Here is a 15,679-nt window from a genome sequence, read left to right as displayed (position 1 = left end):
GCGCCTGCCTACGCGGCACACCCTACAATGCACAACGCCATCCTGCTTCCACTGGTGCATTGATATTGGTGTTTAACTACATCCATGCAAAACACACCTTCCTCTTTTTCTCGTTTTTTTAAAGAATCGGGCGCATTGTTACACCTGTCGATCCCAATCATTTTGATGCAACTCGCAACTCAGTCGATGGGCTTTATCGATACCACAATGGCAGGCCAAGTAAGTGCAGCCGACCTTGCTGCGATCGCGCTTGGCACCAGTTTATGGCTACCCGTTTCGCTATTGCTTCGCGGCATCATCATGGCATTAACGCCTGTCGTTGCTTACCACCGCGGCGCACAAAGTTTAGATAACATCCGTATCTCTTTCATTCAGATGCTGTGGCTATCCGCGTTTGTTAGTGCCATCTTGATTGTTTACTTGCTACTTGGTGAAACCATTCTCGTTGGCTTAGGCGTTGCTCCTGAGATCATTCCTATTGCCAGTGATTATGTTGTCGCATTAGCGTTTGGTGTTCCGGGTATTGCGCTCTTCTATACGCTGAATGGTTTCTGTGAAGGGATGAATAACACCCGCGCTCCGATGCTGATTTCTGTCATCGGCTTGTTGGTGAACATCCCTGTTAACTACATCCTGATTTATGGCAAGTTCGGCATGCCTGCATTGGGCGCGGTTGGTTGTGGCTGGGCAACAAGCTTGGTTTACTGGCTGATGTCTGCCCTTCTGTTTAGCTATATTAAGAGCCATCACCACTACAAAAACATTCTGCACTTCGCTGAGCTAAAACCAGTATGGCAAGAAATCAAACAGCTGTTCAAACTCGGCATGCCGATTGGTTTGAACATTGCGGTTTGTGGCAGTATCTTCGCGGTGATTGCGCTATTGATTGGTCGTATCGGTGCAGAGAACGTTGCCGCGGCACAAATTGCACTGAACATCTCTAGCATGACGTACATGATTCCAATGAGTCTTTCCTTTGGTATCACGATTCGCGTTGGCCATGCATTGGGTGAACAAAAGCTTGAAACGGCCTCTCACCGTAGTTTGGTGGGTATTATTACTGCTGCGCTACTGTCTCTGATTTCAGTCAGCTTCTTCCTGCTTTTCCCAGAGTGGATCATTCGTTTGTACACCACAGATCCTGTAGTTTCAGCGACCGCTGCTACTCTGTTGATGTTTACTGCGATGTACCAGTTCAGTGACGCGCTACAGACCTCTGCAAACGGTGCACTGCGTGGCTACAAAGATACTAAAATCCCTATGATTCTGGCGATTCTTGCCTACTGGGGCTTAGCGCTTCCACTGGGTATGTTATTGGGTATCACGGATGAAATCGTTCCTGCAATGGGCGAAGAAGGCTTCTGGATTGGTATCGTAACCGGCTTAACCACCGCAGCAATTGCAATGCTGATTCGATTGACGCTAGTGATTAAGAAGTACAATCAAACCGCAGAAGTGAATACGGCGTCGCAACCTGAGTTAGCGATTCAATAGCGACGAGAACGTTTATCGTTTCAATTAGAAAGGCTCATTATCGCAGTGAGCCTTTTTGTTTTCTGGCTTACTAGCCTTGTTTACTTACCGTTGAGCTATCACCAGCATCGTTGATTCTATAGCCGAGTTCGGTGACTTTCTGGCGGATTTCGTCAGCTTGTTGGTATTCCTTCTGCTTTTTCATTTGCAAACGCAACTCTACTAATTCCAAGATCTCACGAGGAATTTCTTCTTCGTCTACCTTATCAAGATCCAAACCAAACACACGATCAAAGTAGCGTGCCGTTGCTTTTTTATCCGCGTCATTTAATGCACTTCCAAGCAACTCCCACATTAATGCCATCGCTTGTGGCATGGCTAAGTCGTTGTTGATGAGTGACATAAAACGCTCAATATATGTTTGGTCGACTTTGCCACCTTCTGGTAATGCCGACATTTTCGTTTTCAGGCGCTTTAAAGCTGTTTGTGCGGCATCCAAGCTCTCCCACGTAAAGTTCAAATGACTGCGATAATGGCTGGTCAGCACCAAGTAACGGTAAGCCAGCGGGTCATAGCCTTTCTCGATTAACGCATCAAGACGAAGTGACGTGCCGGACTTAGAGATCTTCTCTTTATTCAATTGGAGGAAGAAGCCATGCAGCCAGTAATTTGCTTGAACGTGGCCATTCTTTGCTTGGCATTGGGCAATTTCGTTGGTGTGGTGAACTGGGATATGGTCTTCCCCACCAACATGAATATCGAACACTTCCCCAAGGTATTTCTCTGCCATCGCAGAACATTCAATGTGCCATCCCGGAAAGCCAACTCCCCAAGAGCTTTCCCATTCCATTTGTCTTGGTGTGTCACCGCTAAACTTCCAGAGTGCGAAATCGGTTGGACTCTTTTTCTCTGCCATTTCGACGCGAATGCCCGCTTCTAACCCCTCGCGGTCCAGTTTGGCAAGTTTTCCATAATCCGGAAGCTTCGCCGAATCAAAATAAACGCCATCGGAGGTTTGATAGGTAAAGCCCTTTTGTTCAAGCTCTCGGACGAACTCTATCTGCTCTTGTATGTGCTCGGTAGCGCGACAAATGATGGAAGGCTGAGTGATGTTGAGGCTAGTAAGATCATCTAAAAACGCATCTTCAAAATACTTTGCGATCTCCCAAGCAGACTTATTCTGTTTTCTCGCACCCTTCTCCATTTTATCTTCACCGGTATCCGCGTCTGACACCAAGTGCCCAACATCCGTGATGTTCATAACGTGGTTTACGTCGTAACCGTTGAGCTCAAGCGTGCGCCTTAACACATCAACAAAAAGGTAGGTTCTCAAGTTCCCTGCATGCGCGTAGTCATACACCGTTGGACCACATGCATACAAACCGACTTTACCTGATTTAATGGTGTTGAACGGCTCAAGGGTGCGCCCCAATGTATTGAATAATTGTAATTTTGACTGACTCATATTGTTATTCCTTTAAATGCAAAAAGGCCGCGGATGAAAACATCGGCGGCCTTTAATATGTCTGTATGATCTTTTGCTAACTAATAGCTACACGAAAGCCGCCGCACATTTTTAGAAGTGCAACAACAACAGTTCGTTGAGATAGAAATCGCTAAATAGTTCATACAGATACCCTAAATAAGAAATCCATAGAAATCAAGCTTGTAATTATCACGCACTTTACGACAACAGACTGAACTACGTACGCCGTCTGGCATTACCCTCTCTTACAAAGCCGTACCAATCATTACAATTAAATTTATAAATAAACCTTATATTTCACGCTTACTTCACGTTTTATTTGATAAAAGACACACCATAAAAATCAGTTACATCAGTAAATTAGGGAATATTTATGAAGAAGCCCACGTTTGGGCCTTTGCAGCCCATCGCTGTATTTGCGCTATTTTCGCTTGCTTTTCTTTCCGTTTCGCGGATTTTACTTGCCATTTGGCTTTCTGACCGAATCGAATCTTTTAACGACCTTATTTATATTCTTGGTCAGGGCCTACGCGTAGACTTTGCCACCATCTGTTGGTTATTCATCCTTCCGGGCTTACTTTCTTCGCTATTACCTGTACAAGGAAAGGTCGGCGAATGCTGGAAATGGGTATTACGTTGCTGGATGGTCGCAGGTTTATGGATCATTGTTTACATGGAATTGGCAACCGCACCCTTTATTCAAGAGTACGACCTACGCCCAAATCGATTATTTGTTGAATACCTAATTTATCCAAAAGAAGTGTTCAGCATGCTTTGGACTGGCTACAAATTAGAGCTGTTCATTGGTGCTGTAGGCACGGCAATTACCCTTTTCCTTGGTTGGAAATGGAGCAAGAAACTAACCGACAACGCGAAGCAAGTAAGCTGGAAATGGCGACCTATCCTTGCCATTCTTGTCGTTTTGGTTGGTATCGCGGGTGCGCGTTCTTCTTTGGGTCATCGCCCTCTAAACCCCGCAATGGTAGCGTTTTCTAACGACCCGTTGATGAACGATCTCACACTAAATTCTTCTTACTCTCTCTTGTTTGCTGTCAACAACATGAAGTCAGAGAGAAGCGCAGAGCAGTTCTATGGAAAAATGGATAACCAGAAGATGCTAGAACTTGTGCGCTCCTCTTCCGCGAAATCAAACTTTGATCCTTCAGTTCTTCCTACAATGAACAGCAATGAAGCGACCTATCAAGGTAAACCAAAGAACTTAGTCATCTTGCTACAAGAAAGCCTAGGTGCTCAGTTTGTCGGAGAACTAGGAGGATTACCACTCACGCCCAATGTAGACAAGCTTATGGCTGAAGGTTGGAACTTTACACAGCTATACGCAACAGGAACTCGCTCTGTTCGTGGTATTGAAGCAGTAACGACAGGCTTCCCACCATCACCATCACGTGCAGTTGTAAAACTAAGCAAAAGCCAAACGAACTTCTTTACTATCGCAGACCTTTTGAAAGCCAACGGCTACCACACCGAGTTTATTTATGGTGGCGAAGCAAACTTTGACAACATGAAGACCTTCTTTTTCGGCAATGGTTTTGATCAAATCATTGAAGAGAAAGATTACAAAAATCCAGAGTTTGTTGGATCTTGGGGGGTGAGCGATGAAGACCTGTACACCAAAGCAGACCAAGAATTTGAACGCCTGTCTAAGACCGATAAGCCCTTTTTCAGCTTAGTATTCAGTTCAAGTAACCACAGCCCATACGAATATCCAGAAGGAAAAATCGAGCCTTACGACTCTGAATACATGACACGCAATAACGCGGTGAAGTATTCGGATTACGCAATTGGTACTTTCTTTGATAAAGCCAAGAAATCGTCTTACTGGGATGACACGATCTTCATCATCATTGCAGACCACGATGCCCGTGTATCCGGTGCTAACTTAGTGCCTGTAAAACACTTCCACATCCCTGCATTGATTCTTGGTAAAGACATTAAGCCACGTAAAGACGACCGTATTGCTAATAACCTAGATATGCCACCTACGCTGCTTTCTTTGATTGGTGTGGATGCGAAAACACCGATGATTGGCCGTGATCTTACTAAGCCTCTGGCACGCAAAGACGAACGTGCCATGATGCAATACGACAAGAACTTTGGTTACTTAACCCGAGATAACCTCGTTGTGTTCTCGCCGGGCGAAAAGGTATCGACCATGCAGTACAACTTCGATAACCAAACCATGAAGCCTATCGAAGTGGACCCAGCTATCGTTGAACGCGCTAAGGCCAACGCTTTGTTTGCCTCTAAGGCTTATCAAAACGACTGGTACTCTTCTAAAGTAACTAACTAGATAAAGATAAGGAGCGCAACATGCGCTCCTTTTTGCTTCACTGTTTCACTAGTGTGGTGCTAGCCGTTTTTCTTTTGCTTGACGAAGGCATTAACGTTGCGCTCAACAGTGCTATCCCCATCCCACCAGCGAGGATGAAATACATCAATACAAACTCTTGTGTATGAGCATAAGTCGCTGTGATAAGCCAATACGCGATAGGTCCAGTACTAAAGCTTAATGTGTACTTAACGGCGTAGATTCTGGAGCGCCATTTCACATCGGAATAACGGCCAATAAGCCAATCATTCACTGGTATTTGCGCGTATGTACACAGCATCAAACCAACAAACACAAGAACCAATGACCATTCATGAGTAACCGTCGCTAATAGGAGGAATAACAGTTGCCCACCAGCAATACAGGCGAGCAGCCTCTTGATATCAACGCGATCGAGCAACTCACCCACAACAAGCTGAATAAACGCAGCACAAACAAAAATCGATGTGGTTAACGTGCTTGAAAGGCTCAATGATTGGCTAAATTGTGCATCCATAATTTTAGGTAACGAGGTCGTCGTAGATTGAAAGACCAAACCACCAAAGAAGACAACCACCGCAGCACAAGCGAACAGCACTTTGAGTTGTCGCAAAGGCATCGTTACGTCGTCACGTCTACTTTTCGCATGTTCGATATCAGTAACACCTTTCGATGCATACCAGTACACAATACCAGTTAATAAACACACAAGGCCTGGAACATAAAATGCGGCTTGCCAAGAGAACCGTTGGCACAACAAAGCGGTTCCCATTGAAGCAAACGCCAAACCCAAGTTACCTGCTAGTCCATTTACTGCGATAGCCCTGCCTGTTTTGTTTGCAGAGCTAAAGATAAGTGCAATACCGACGGGATGATAAATCGCCGCAAACAAGGCTATGGCACAAAGCCCCAGCCCCATTTGCCATGGCGTTTGCGCAAGAGCAGTAAATAATGCAGAGGTGCCCATCCCAAAGTAGAAAACGGTCATCATGCCTTTTCGGCTCCAACGATCCGCCAGCCAACCAGCTGGCAGGGACATAACGCCATAAACCAACATGGCTACGCTCCCCACTTGGAGCAGCGCTGCGTAACTCATGTCCCATTCTTTATGCAGCGTTAGTACAATAGAAGGAAAGATGAGCAAGAAGTAATGATTGAGCGCATGCCCCACATTGAGGACACCTGCGTGAAAGGAACGGTTCATCTCGACTCCAAACCAAATAAAGGAAAGCTAACTAATGACAAGCTCAGTTTATCTGGCTAGCATTTGGCGTATAGATTCTATCAAGACAGGTTATTGCTCAAATGAGCCAGAACATCAAAGCCATCAGTCTGGACGCCAGCATCAATCTCTAAGAAGCGGTGGTCACTCCCAAGCACTACCCCGATGGGCACGTCATTGATTGGCATTGCCATCAACACAACCAATTGGTTTACGCCAGCAGTGGTGTGATGGCGGTCGAGACAGAATCTCAGCTATGGGTGGTTCCGCCTCAAAGAGCGGTGTGGATCCCGGCGCATGAGAGCCACAAGGTGTATATGTATGGCGATGCGGCAATGAAAAACGTCTACTTGTTACCAAGTATCGATACTGAGCTGCCAAACCAGAGTGATGTTCTCAACGTGTCACCAATGCTGCGTGAGATGATCATTCACCTTTCTGAGCAACCGGCCGACCAAGCCAGCACAGAGCCGTATTGGCGTATTGTTCTGGTTTTGTTGGATCAGTTGAAAGTCGCGCCGCAAGCGTCCATTCAAATCCCTCTTCCCAACAATGCCAAACTTGGGCAGGTTTGTAACTCACTGTTGGATGAGCCTGCGGATAATCGTTCATTAAAACAATGGGCAGAGGAAATTAACGTCAGCAGCCGCACTTTGAGCCGTTTGTTTCGCAATGAAGTTAGCATGTCTTTCATCGAGTATCGTCAACAAGCAAGGTTGTTCCTCTCTCTGACGTTGTTGGCGCAAAACCTCCCGGTCACCACCGTGGCACCGGAGTGTGGCTTTACCAGCGTGAGTGCTTTTAATCATCTATTCAAACATAGCTTTGGGGTGACGCCGGGTCGCTTCTTCATGAATTAGTGTTGAATATTGAGAACAGATAACACCCACATTTGATGCACTCAGAAAACAATCGAACACTCAGAGCTCCTGACTGACCTATCTTCTGAAGATTCTACCCAACACGCAATTTGCGTACTTACTCACTAACAAGGCGTAAATAATCAGAAAAACGTTTAATAATGTGCTTTTTAGGCATTCCCATTCAGACTTCAATAAATTAGACTCAAGCCAATGCCCAAGAAGTTTGAATTATTGATAAAAAAGGAATGCCAATGAGCTCAAGTATGATCCTTAATGAGTCGCTAATTGTAAGTGGTCGAGATATTCCACTGAAAGAATTGTTGTATGCGAAGCGTGTGCTTGATAACTACATGGCCGTAGCAAAAGAAAGCAGCCCACTTGAACTGCTCACAGAGATGAAAACCGCGGCAAAACAAGTTGAATACTTCACAACGGAGAGTAACCCTTGTGAAGCACGCAACGTGATCAGCGCGATGATTGATAAGGTGGAGACCGCTGAATCCTTTGATTCGTTTAAAGCGCTCGCGGGCGAACCTTCTCAAGCACTGAATGAATTGATTGAAGATCGTGCGAAGCTCATTAAGCACGAGCGTGAATTATTACTGGCGTCGGGTTACGACGCGTCTCGCATCTGATCGCTACCTTGGTAGCTGCGCATTAAAAAAGGAGCTCATTAAGCTCCTTTTTTAATTTCAAGATTCTCGATACGGTCTTACAACCCCATATCTTCGGTAATCTCTTTAATTTGTTTCAGATCCATTTTATGGACCTCGATCAGCTGGTCAATTTGGCTTAAGCGAGAATTTGCTTCGTCGTGCTTATCACAAGCATCAGATTTTACATCCCACGACTTACCTTCTAAGAAAACATCACACTCTTTCTTGAGCGTTTCAATCTTAGGGAGTAACGATTTACGCTCTTTCTCAAGGGCATCCAGATCTTGTGAAATCTGCATTTCTTTTTTGAATACTTCGCGCGAACGCTCGAACATCGTAGCTTGCATGTCAGCCTGACGGTTCAGCTTATCATTCTCCGTTTTGGTCGAGCTTAGCTTATCCATCTGCTGCTTCACTTGTGCTTCAAGAGACAGGTTCACTTTTTCAACTTCTGTCAGTTGTTCTTGCAGCGCATTTAGTTCAGCCTTGTGTGTTTCTTCTTTCTCAGCTAGCAGAGTAGCGACTTTAGCGTCGATTTCTTTATCTAAACCTGCTTCACGTGTTTTTACTTGAGACACCAAGTCAGACTTGTCATTCACAAGTGCTTGGTATTTCGCTTCTAATACTTGATAAGTCGATTCCCATTTATTTGCCGTTAGAACAGAACCGGCTAAACCACCAAAAGCGAGGCCTAGCACAGCGGCAATACCGATGTAAAAATGAGTACGCTTATCGCGCTCCTCAATGACGACTACTTCGTCTTGATCTTCAATGTTGTTTTGAGAAGTCACTGTATCTTACTCCGAGGACTCTACTTGATTCGCTAGCGAGTGAGTTCCGCTATCATGATTGATGCGGTATAAATTAAGAATGCACCGATCAATGTAATAACGGTCGCTTTTTGGACTTTTTCATTGGTACGGTAACGAAATAACACGAATGCTAACGCGACCAATACCGCAATGGCTAATAATCTGGTCATACTGCCTCCTTGTCCAATAATGAGAACCTATCTGATTCCATAGACAGTCTCGCAAAAATTCATTGTAACCTATTTCTACGAGGCATACGGTCAACATAGCGTAGATTTTAAAGTGATTGCTCCCGTTTTGATCAAATTAATCTCCTATCTTGAACAACTTATCATCACCTCACCAATACCACATTGAACAAACTGATAGGGGCTTGGCCGGCCATTGGCCACTTAAATGCCCTCGCTAGGAAAACATTTCGTTCAAGAATCGTCCGACTATGACTTTGATGCTATTCCAACCCGCATAATGTGTTGAAAATAAATCTGCAATTGGGTGTTGAAATGGTAAAAAAACATGATAGAGTTCACACGTTAATGATGACCAGCATCATTAACTAACCTTTACTCATTTTATTGAGTAAATGTTCCGATGAAGACTGCAGGAGAGTGGTTATTAACTAAATATTAACATTTAGTTAGCGTAACTCGCCGAAGAATTAACTATTTCAGGTGCTACTTAGGTAGCGGGGACTGTAGTTGGAGGAACCTCTGGAGAGAACCGTTAAATCGGTCGCCGAAGGAGCAAGTCTTACACATTTGTGTAGGGTGAAACTCTCAGGCAAAAGGACAGAGGAGTGGAAAGTAACAACCTGACTATTTGGCGTTCCCGCCTACTTTAAATAGCTTGGCTCTATTAGAGATCCTTGATCTCGTCCTTTCCCTCTTCTCCTTATTAGTTGTTTTATTAAGGGGAAATCATGAACGACCTACAATCTTTACTTCAAACCATTGATAACTTTGTCTGGGGTCCACCACTGCTACTATTGCTCGTGGGTACCGGTGTTTACTTCACTTTTAGCTTAGGCTTGATCCAATTTAAGCACCTACCAACTGCGTTAGCGATGGTATTCAGTAAAGATAAGTCATCTGATAAACAGGGTGACGTTTCTAGCTTTGCAGCGTTATGTACAGCGCTATCTGCAACAATCGGTACAGGTAACATCGTTGGAGTTGCAACCGCAATCAAACTCGGCGGTCCTGGTGCCCTATTCTGGATGTGGCTTGCCGCTTTATTCGGAATGGCTACCAAATACGCTGAGTGTCTTCTTGCGGTGAAATACCGTCGTGTTGACGACAAAGGCCAAATGATTGGTGGTCCTATGTACTACCTGCAATATGGTGTTGGCTCGAAAGCGCTAGCTATCATGTTCGCGGTATTTGCATTGGGCGTTGCCTGTTTTGGTATCGGCACCTTCCCACAAGTGAATGCCATTCTTGATGCAAGTGAGATTTCTCTCGGTGTAGACCGCGGGCTGTCAGCTTTCATCCTGACACTACTGGTGGCTTTCGTTACATTAGGTGGTATCAAGTCGATTGCAAGCGTAGCAGGTAAAGTGGTTCCTGCAATGGCGCTATTTTATGTGCTAGCGTGTTTGAGTGTGATCATCATGAACGCAGACCAATTGCTAAACGCAGTTGAGTTAGTGTTGGTGTCTGCATTCACTTCAACCGCAGCAACGGGTGGTTTCTTGGGTGCAAGCATTATGCTGGCAATCCAATCTGGTATCGCACGTGGTGTATTCTCAAACGAATCAGGTTTGGGTAGTGCGCCAATGGCAGCCGCAGCAGCGAAAACGGACTCTTGTGTTAAACAAGGTCTGATTTCAATGACGGGTACCTTCTTCGATACCATCATCATTTGTACCATGACAGGTCTTACTTTGATCCTTACGGGTGCATGGCAAAGTGACCTTGCAGGTGCAGCGATGACAACACACGCATTTGCCGTTGGTTTGAACGCCGAAACATTAGGCCCAATGCTGGTGTCTATCGGTCTTATGTTCTTCGCATTTACCACCATTCTTGGTTGGAACTACTACGGTGAGCGTTGCGTTGTGTTCCTATTCGGTACCAAAGCTGTGCTTCCATACAAACTGATTTTCGTTGGTTTGGTGGCATCTGGTGCGTTCCTTCACCTTGATATGATTTGGCTACTGGCTGATATCGTAAACGGCCTGATGGCAATTCCTAACCTGATTGGTTTGATTGCTCTACGCCACGTGGTGTTGGAAGAGACGAAGCTGTTCTTCAAGCCATCTTCTCAAACAGATGATTTTGATGCTGTAAAAGCCTAAAAACGAGTTAGAAACTTTAAGCCCGCTGTTCACAGCGGGCTTTTTTATCCTCAAGTTTTATATTTAACCTCTCCGACGATCCTCTTTACGGTTTATTTACCATCATCTATTTTACTCTCCAACTGGCTAATAATCGCTTTCAAGTTATCAAATAATTAAATATATAATGATATATACGACAATATTTTATTAAAAACCATCAAGACTCATTATTTAGCAAACTCTAAACCATATTAATTGTGTGTAATTATATCCATCATCACTGAAGCTACATCACTAAATAGAATATTAATATGGCATAGAGTTGATGTTTTACTATGATTATGTTTTCTTCTATCAATAGACAGTTATTGCGATAATAAATTTTAGTCACCAATTGGTAACCTTTATTCATATACTATGAGATGTGAAGATTCTTCTCACCTCTTGAACATTATAATAAAAAAATAACCGTATGATTTTATATAACCCTATAAAAAACACGCTTTCTAATGGTGATATTACGATAAAAATTGGGTATCGCGAGTCACAGATTCTCACGTTATTGCTCGACCAATCCCCCGAAGTCGTTAAGAAACAGGATATCGTACAATATGCGTGGGGAAACGAATATATCGGTGAAACGTCATTAGCAAAAAGTATCAGTGTTCTCAGACAAGGCTTTGTTAAAGTGGGAGTGAGAGAATCACCAATTGTTACTGTCCCGAAAATTGGGTATCGATTAGTCAAAGGTGTACTGCTCAACGAATGCTTAATCGCAGTCACTCCCTCCGTTAAAACAACTGAAGCTATACGGGAAGACACGCCAACGTTCACTCCCACTATCAAACATGAATCGAACTACAAAAGCCTAGCGTGTTACATCTTGTCTCTTGGCATTTTGTTTGCTGCGAGCTTGGTTGGGGCGAGTAAGTTTCACAGTAAGTACAATCATCCACAGCGTAACAACGCGCTGAAGGAGCATTCTGTCGGGATGCTCGAGGTCTACACCGATCCTAATACGCAGTTATCGGTTCGCCTTGGAAAATTGCTGACGAAACATCAGTGCGTTTGTGTCGTTTACATTGAAGAAAATGACCAGTTCTCTGAGATGTCTTGGTTAAACAAACAAACACGAAAATCGATCAATGTGTTCTATACCCAAACGCAGTTTGAGCAAGCTTCAGAGACAATCGCTCAATTCATTGCAGAGGAAAACCGATGAAACCGTTTATCGCTATTGCCCTTTCATGTTTGGTCTTTCTTGGCGCTTGGAGTCTACCTTGCTATCACGATATGGAAGATAGACGCTATCACCATAGCGTGGTTGATATTCTCCCTCATGAGCATACCGTGCGGATTGATGGCTTAACGCGGGTAAATCATCGTATCATCACTCATATTGTATCGCTGCAAGATGAATCGATGTCGAACCCAATCATTCTTAGCTTTAAAGGCAAATCAAGACCCTATTCCGATTCGAGTCTTTCTGTCTCTGGTAAAATGAATCTACTCTCCGTACAAGAAATCCGCCCTGCTTTGAACGATTCATTTCTTTCACCCTATCTAGTATTAAACGATGATCCTATCTATTTTGATATAGAAGTTCTATTACAAAATGAGGTGTTCTCTCTTATTAGAGATAAACAGACTGGACGAACAAAGCTTCTCGCTAAGCGGTAATAGATAATTTAATAAGTACACTTCATTGATAATATTTCGATACAAAGCACTCAACTATTGGCCTTTTAAATTCATTTTTCCTAATACAGTTTTTCTGAAATTACCATTTACTAATACTCTAATTGAACTTTCTACTGATTTCATTATTTAACCCCAACGCTTTAATTAGTCTTATCTGATATAAATCATAAACTCAATTACGTTAAAAACGTATAAATCCAAATTTAGTTATCCTTTCGTTTATTTCACTTAATCATGAGTAATTATTCTAATTTCAAAATGGTTGGTGCAATCCATTTTCCATTTCATGAAAATATAAACGCAATCGATGTCATCGACTAAGAAATGACAAATGAAACAACATAACCAGCTGATTGTATGGGTAATAATATTTCAACTATTTTCAGTACTATCAATCTTATCAGCATGGAACAGTAAGCCTGTCCGCTAAATCGCGGCTCATAACACAAATAAAAATACAGTTATAAGGGAACGTTCATGCGAAACATCAACATTAGCTTATTGTCCGCCGCTATCCTTTCTACCTTCGCAAGTGGTGCATATGCAAAGATCTACCCCGACCAAATCGTACTAGACCAGCTGGGTGAGGACGTATGTCGCAGCGGTTATCGTCCACTCGACCGATATGAGGCAGAAGAGCAAAAAAGTGCCTTGCTATCACGTATGGGTCAATGGCAAATTACCGGACTTAAAGGGGATTGGGTGATCATGGGCCCGGGTTACAGCGGAAGAATCAAACAAGATTTACCGAATGGCAAAACCTTCTGTTACCCAGATGAAGCGCAATCTGAAATCCCCAAATACGCGGCACACGCCGTACCTGAAGGCGGTGAAATCGACGTCCAATACGATTTAGTGACCGACCGTAGCAACTTCGTTCGTCCCTTAAGTTACCTCGCTCATTACCTCGGCTATGCATGGGTTGGTGGCAATAACAGTCAGTTCGTGGGTGAAGACATGAAAGTCGACCGCGTTGGTGATAGCTGGGTCATCCAAGGTAATAACAATGGGTCTTGTAGTGGCTACCGCTGTGGAGAGAAGTCCAGAATCACGGTCAATAACTTTACTTACACACTGAATGACAAAGACTTTTGGCATGGAGAGGTCATTGAATCCGAACGAGAATTGGTGAAAACGATTTCTGCAACAGCTCGAAACTACAGCAACACGCCACAGCAGATCGTTGTCGACCTTAAATTAGATGAATCAACTAACTGGTCGAAAACCAATAGCTATGGGTTCGCTCAACAGGTTAAAACAGAAAATGAATTTAAGTGGCCACTGGTTGGCAATACCAAACTGAGTATTACTTTTGAAGCGAATCAAAGCTTCTCAAATTCCAATGGCGCATCCACCAGCGAGCAAGTCACATTACAAGCTCGCCCAATGGTACCCGCGAATTCCGAATTGCCTGTGCGTGTCGAGCTTTATCGTTCCACTATCTCCTACCCTTACCGATTCAATGCAGACATCAGCTACGACGTAAACTTTAACGGCTTTTTACGCTGGAGTGGTAATGCATGGCACTCTCATCCAGACAACCGCCCTTATCGTAGCCATACCTTTACGATGGGACGCGGCAGCGACAAATCTGCGGATATCCGCTACCAATGGGATCATCGTTACATCCCAGGTGAAGTGAAATGGTGGGATTGGAGTTGGGCCATTCGTGAAGCCGGACTGAGTAGCATGCAGTATGCAACTGGAGCAAGTTTACGTCCGTTCTATTCTTACGTGTCTGGTGATTTTTACGCAGAGTCACAATACGCAGGAACAATCGAAATCGGTAAAGCAACACCGCTTGGCCTTCAAGCGCGTTCAGCAAATGATGTATCTCAAAATAACACCCAACGTGTTGGAGATATTGAAGTCACGAGCAACTTTGATTCTGATGAGCTAAGTGCTCTTGGGTTCAGCAGCGCCGAGATGACGATCCACGCGGCAGAATAACACACAAAAACAACAATAAAGATCGCTAACACTTTGCCCGCGACTCCCCATCGCGGGCTTTTTTAATCAAACGAGCACGAGAATAAGCATCGGCAGAGTATCGATTTATAGAATGCCAACCAATTTAACTAACCATTCAGACATAATGCCTAAGTTTTTCAAATTGGGGATAACCGTTTGCTGTCGCAAGTAAAACCACGCCAAACCAGTATTGCTTATTCAAAAGCTAAAAAAATCATTGTCTTAAATTTAAAGGGTGGTGTTGGTAAATCAACCTTTTCTGCCAGCTTGGCAAGCAAACTCATCCATAACGGACATACGGTAGAGCTGGTCGATTTTGACAAACAACAATCGACTAACAGTTGGGCGAATAGCATTGAGGCACTACCAAATCAAAGCTATAACCCTTCTCTGCGCAGCCTGTCTAACATCGCAGTGACGTTGAAAGTCAGCACCAACACTGATTACGTTGTGATAGATTCCCCTGCAAACTTTTCAGAAAGCGACTTAGTGCGCTATTTGCGTTACGTGGACTACATCGTGATTCCCATGCAACCATCGCCTATCGATTTGCATGCGTCATTGCCGTTCATCAATACACTTATCGAGAAACACATCTTTAAGTCTCGTCAGATTAAGATTGGCTTTGTCATCAATCGTTGTGTCCATCAAGATGAGCGGCTCGATCGTGTGATGCGGCTATTACGCTTTTTCCGTCAGTTTAAAACGCTCGGTATCATGAGTGAATCCCACGTCTATCAGCAACCTTTCATGGACAAACAACTCGTGGATGCCAAATGCATTGACCCAAAACTGTGGGACAACGTCATTAAGTGGTTGAACTAGTGATTCGAACCTCCAAGCGCAAATGAAACTAACGTTGAGTAATCATAACGGATTGTTCAACAC

The 15,679-nt window shown here is 43.9% G+C and carries 13 protein-coding genes and 1 riboswitch; of the genes, 9 read left to right on the top strand and 4 right to left on the bottom strand.

The genetic code is table 11. From position 1 onward, the window contains the following. Positions 1 to 84 precede the first annotated feature (84 nt). Positions 85 to 1,494: an MATE family efflux transporter gene (locus ITG12_RS02190; protein WP_038878625.1), complete on the top strand. Its 1,410-nt coding sequence runs from the start codon at positions 85 to 87 to the stop codon at positions 1,492 to 1,494. A gap of 70 nt (positions 1,495 to 1,564) precedes the next feature. Here the strand turns inward: ITG12_RS02190 and cysS are convergent, their stop codons facing one another. After that, on the bottom strand, positions 1,565 to 2,938 hold the full coding sequence (gene cysS / locus ITG12_RS02185) for a cysteine--tRNA ligase (RefSeq protein ID WP_038878627.1): 1,374 nt from the start codon (positions 2,936 to 2,938) through the stop codon (positions 1,565 to 1,567). 394 nt (positions 2,939 to 3,332) lie between these two features. Here cysS and ITG12_RS02180 point away from each other — a divergent pair, with 394 nt between their 5' ends. Next, the gene (locus ITG12_RS02180; protein WP_038878629.1) at positions 3,333 to 5,270 is read left to right on the top strand and encodes an LTA synthase family protein; all 1,938 of its coding nucleotides are present in this window, start codon (positions 3,333 to 3,335) and stop codon (positions 5,268 to 5,270) included. Positions 5,271 to 5,307: 37 nt separating this feature from the next. On the opposite strand, the gene ITG12_RS02175 is transcribed toward ITG12_RS02180, so the two are convergent. Then, on the bottom strand, positions 5,308 to 6,492 hold the full coding sequence (locus ITG12_RS02175; protein ID WP_248873518.1) for an MFS transporter: 1,185 nt from the start codon (positions 6,490 to 6,492) through the stop codon (positions 5,308 to 5,310). A 158-nt stretch (positions 6,493 to 6,650) separates the two neighbouring features. On the opposite strand from ITG12_RS02175, the gene ITG12_RS02170 reads away from it, so the two are divergent. Both ITG12_RS02170 and ITG12_RS02165 read left to right on the top strand, forming a co-directional pair. After that, on the top strand, positions 6,651 to 7,370 hold the full coding sequence (locus tag ITG12_RS02170; protein WP_227741136.1) for a helix-turn-helix transcriptional regulator: 720 nt from the start codon (positions 6,651 to 6,653) through the stop codon (positions 7,368 to 7,370). A gap of 254 nt (positions 7,371 to 7,624) precedes the next feature. Then, positions 7,625 to 8,008 carry a hypothetical protein gene (locus ITG12_RS02165; protein ID WP_038872381.1) on the top strand — a complete coding sequence of 128 codons (384 nt, stop codon included), beginning with the start codon at positions 7,625 to 7,627 and terminating at the stop codon, positions 8,006 to 8,008. Between the two features lie 77 nt (positions 8,009 to 8,085). On the opposite strand, the gene ITG12_RS02160 is transcribed toward ITG12_RS02165, so the two are convergent. Continuing rightward, the gene (locus tag ITG12_RS02160; protein WP_038878632.1) at positions 8,086 to 8,820 is read right to left on the bottom strand and encodes a hypothetical protein; all 735 of its coding nucleotides are present in this window, start codon (positions 8,818 to 8,820) and stop codon (positions 8,086 to 8,088) included. 32 nt (positions 8,821 to 8,852) lie between these two features. Beyond that, positions 8,853 to 9,011 (bottom strand): hypothetical protein, encoded by a 159-nt coding sequence (locus ITG12_RS02155; RefSeq protein WP_010447828.1) that lies wholly within the window; start codon positions 9,009 to 9,011, stop codon positions 8,853 to 8,855. A gap of 530 nt (positions 9,012 to 9,541) precedes the next feature. Continuing rightward, a riboswitch (glycine riboswitch) is annotated at positions 9,542 to 9,643 on the top strand. 117 nt (positions 9,644 to 9,760) lie between these two features. On the opposite strand from ITG12_RS02155, the gene ITG12_RS02150 reads away from it, so the two are divergent. The 5 genes from ITG12_RS02150 (at position 9,761) to ITG12_RS02130 (ending at position 15,616) form a co-directional block, all read left to right on the top strand. Beyond that, complete coding sequence (locus ITG12_RS02150) at positions 9,761 to 11,137, top strand: sodium:alanine symporter family protein (protein ID WP_038878634.1); 1,377 nt, start codon at positions 9,761 to 9,763, stop codon at positions 11,135 to 11,137. A 454-nt stretch (positions 11,138 to 11,591) separates the two neighbouring features. Continuing rightward, on the top strand, positions 11,592 to 12,341 hold the full coding sequence (locus ITG12_RS02145) for a winged helix-turn-helix domain-containing protein (protein ID WP_038872473.1): 750 nt from the start codon (positions 11,592 to 11,594) through the stop codon (positions 12,339 to 12,341). Beyond that, positions 12,338 to 12,799 carry a hypothetical protein gene (locus tag ITG12_RS02140; protein ID WP_038872374.1) on the top strand — a complete coding sequence of 154 codons (462 nt, stop codon included), beginning with the start codon at positions 12,338 to 12,340 and terminating at the stop codon, positions 12,797 to 12,799. The genes ITG12_RS02145 and ITG12_RS02140 overlap by 4 nt, the downstream gene beginning before the upstream one ends. 498 nt (positions 12,800 to 13,297) lie before the next feature. Further along, on the top strand, positions 13,298 to 14,770 hold the full coding sequence (locus ITG12_RS02135) for an aerolysin family beta-barrel pore-forming toxin (RefSeq protein WP_038878636.1): 1,473 nt from the start codon (positions 13,298 to 13,300) through the stop codon (positions 14,768 to 14,770). A gap of 177 nt (positions 14,771 to 14,947) precedes the next feature. Next, on the top strand, positions 14,948 to 15,616 hold the full coding sequence (locus ITG12_RS02130; RefSeq protein WP_038878638.1) for a ParA family protein: 669 nt from the start codon (positions 14,948 to 14,950) through the stop codon (positions 15,614 to 15,616). Positions 15,617 to 15,679: the final 63 nt, after the last annotated feature.

Origin of the sequence: Vibrio sp. ED002 (genome assembly GCF_023277445.1) — a bacterium.
GTDB lineage: Bacteria > Pseudomonadota > Gammaproteobacteria > Enterobacterales > Vibrionaceae > Vibrio > Vibrio jasicida.
The sequence above is the reverse complement of the archived record's forward strand: the minus strand, read 5'-3'. Positions and strand labels throughout refer to the sequence as shown.

Excerpts from the sequence above, each read along its gene's own strand:
- ITG12_RS02190 (WP_038878625.1), top strand. The coding sequence starts at position 85 with ATGCAAAACACACCTTCCTCTTTTTCTCGTTTTTTTAAAGAATCGGGC.
- cysS (WP_038878627.1), bottom strand. The coding sequence starts at position 2,938 with ATGAGTCAGTCAAAATTACAATTATTCAATACATTGGGGCGCACCCTT.
- ITG12_RS02180 (WP_038878629.1), top strand. The coding sequence starts at position 3,333 with ATGAAGAAGCCCACGTTTGGGCCTTTGCAGCCCATCGCTGTATTTGCG.
- ITG12_RS02175 (WP_248873518.1), bottom strand. The coding sequence starts at position 6,492 with ATGAACCGTTCCTTTCACGCAGGTGTCCTCAATGTGGGGCATGCGCTC.
- ITG12_RS02165 (WP_038872381.1), top strand. The coding sequence starts at position 7,625 with ATGAGCTCAAGTATGATCCTTAATGAGTCGCTAATTGTAAGTGGTCGA.
- ITG12_RS02155 (WP_010447828.1), bottom strand. The coding sequence starts at position 9,011 with ATGACCAGATTATTAGCCATTGCGGTATTGGTCGCGTTAGCATTCGTG.
- ITG12_RS02150 (WP_038878634.1), top strand. The coding sequence starts at position 9,761 with ATGAACGACCTACAATCTTTACTTCAAACCATTGATAACTTTGTCTGG.
- ITG12_RS02145 (WP_038872473.1), top strand. The coding sequence starts at position 11,592 with ATGATTTTATATAACCCTATAAAAAACACGCTTTCTAATGGTGATATT.
- ITG12_RS02140 (WP_038872374.1), top strand. The coding sequence starts at position 12,338 with ATGAAACCGTTTATCGCTATTGCCCTTTCATGTTTGGTCTTTCTTGGC.
- ITG12_RS02135 (WP_038878636.1), top strand. The coding sequence starts at position 13,298 with ATGCGAAACATCAACATTAGCTTATTGTCCGCCGCTATCCTTTCTACC.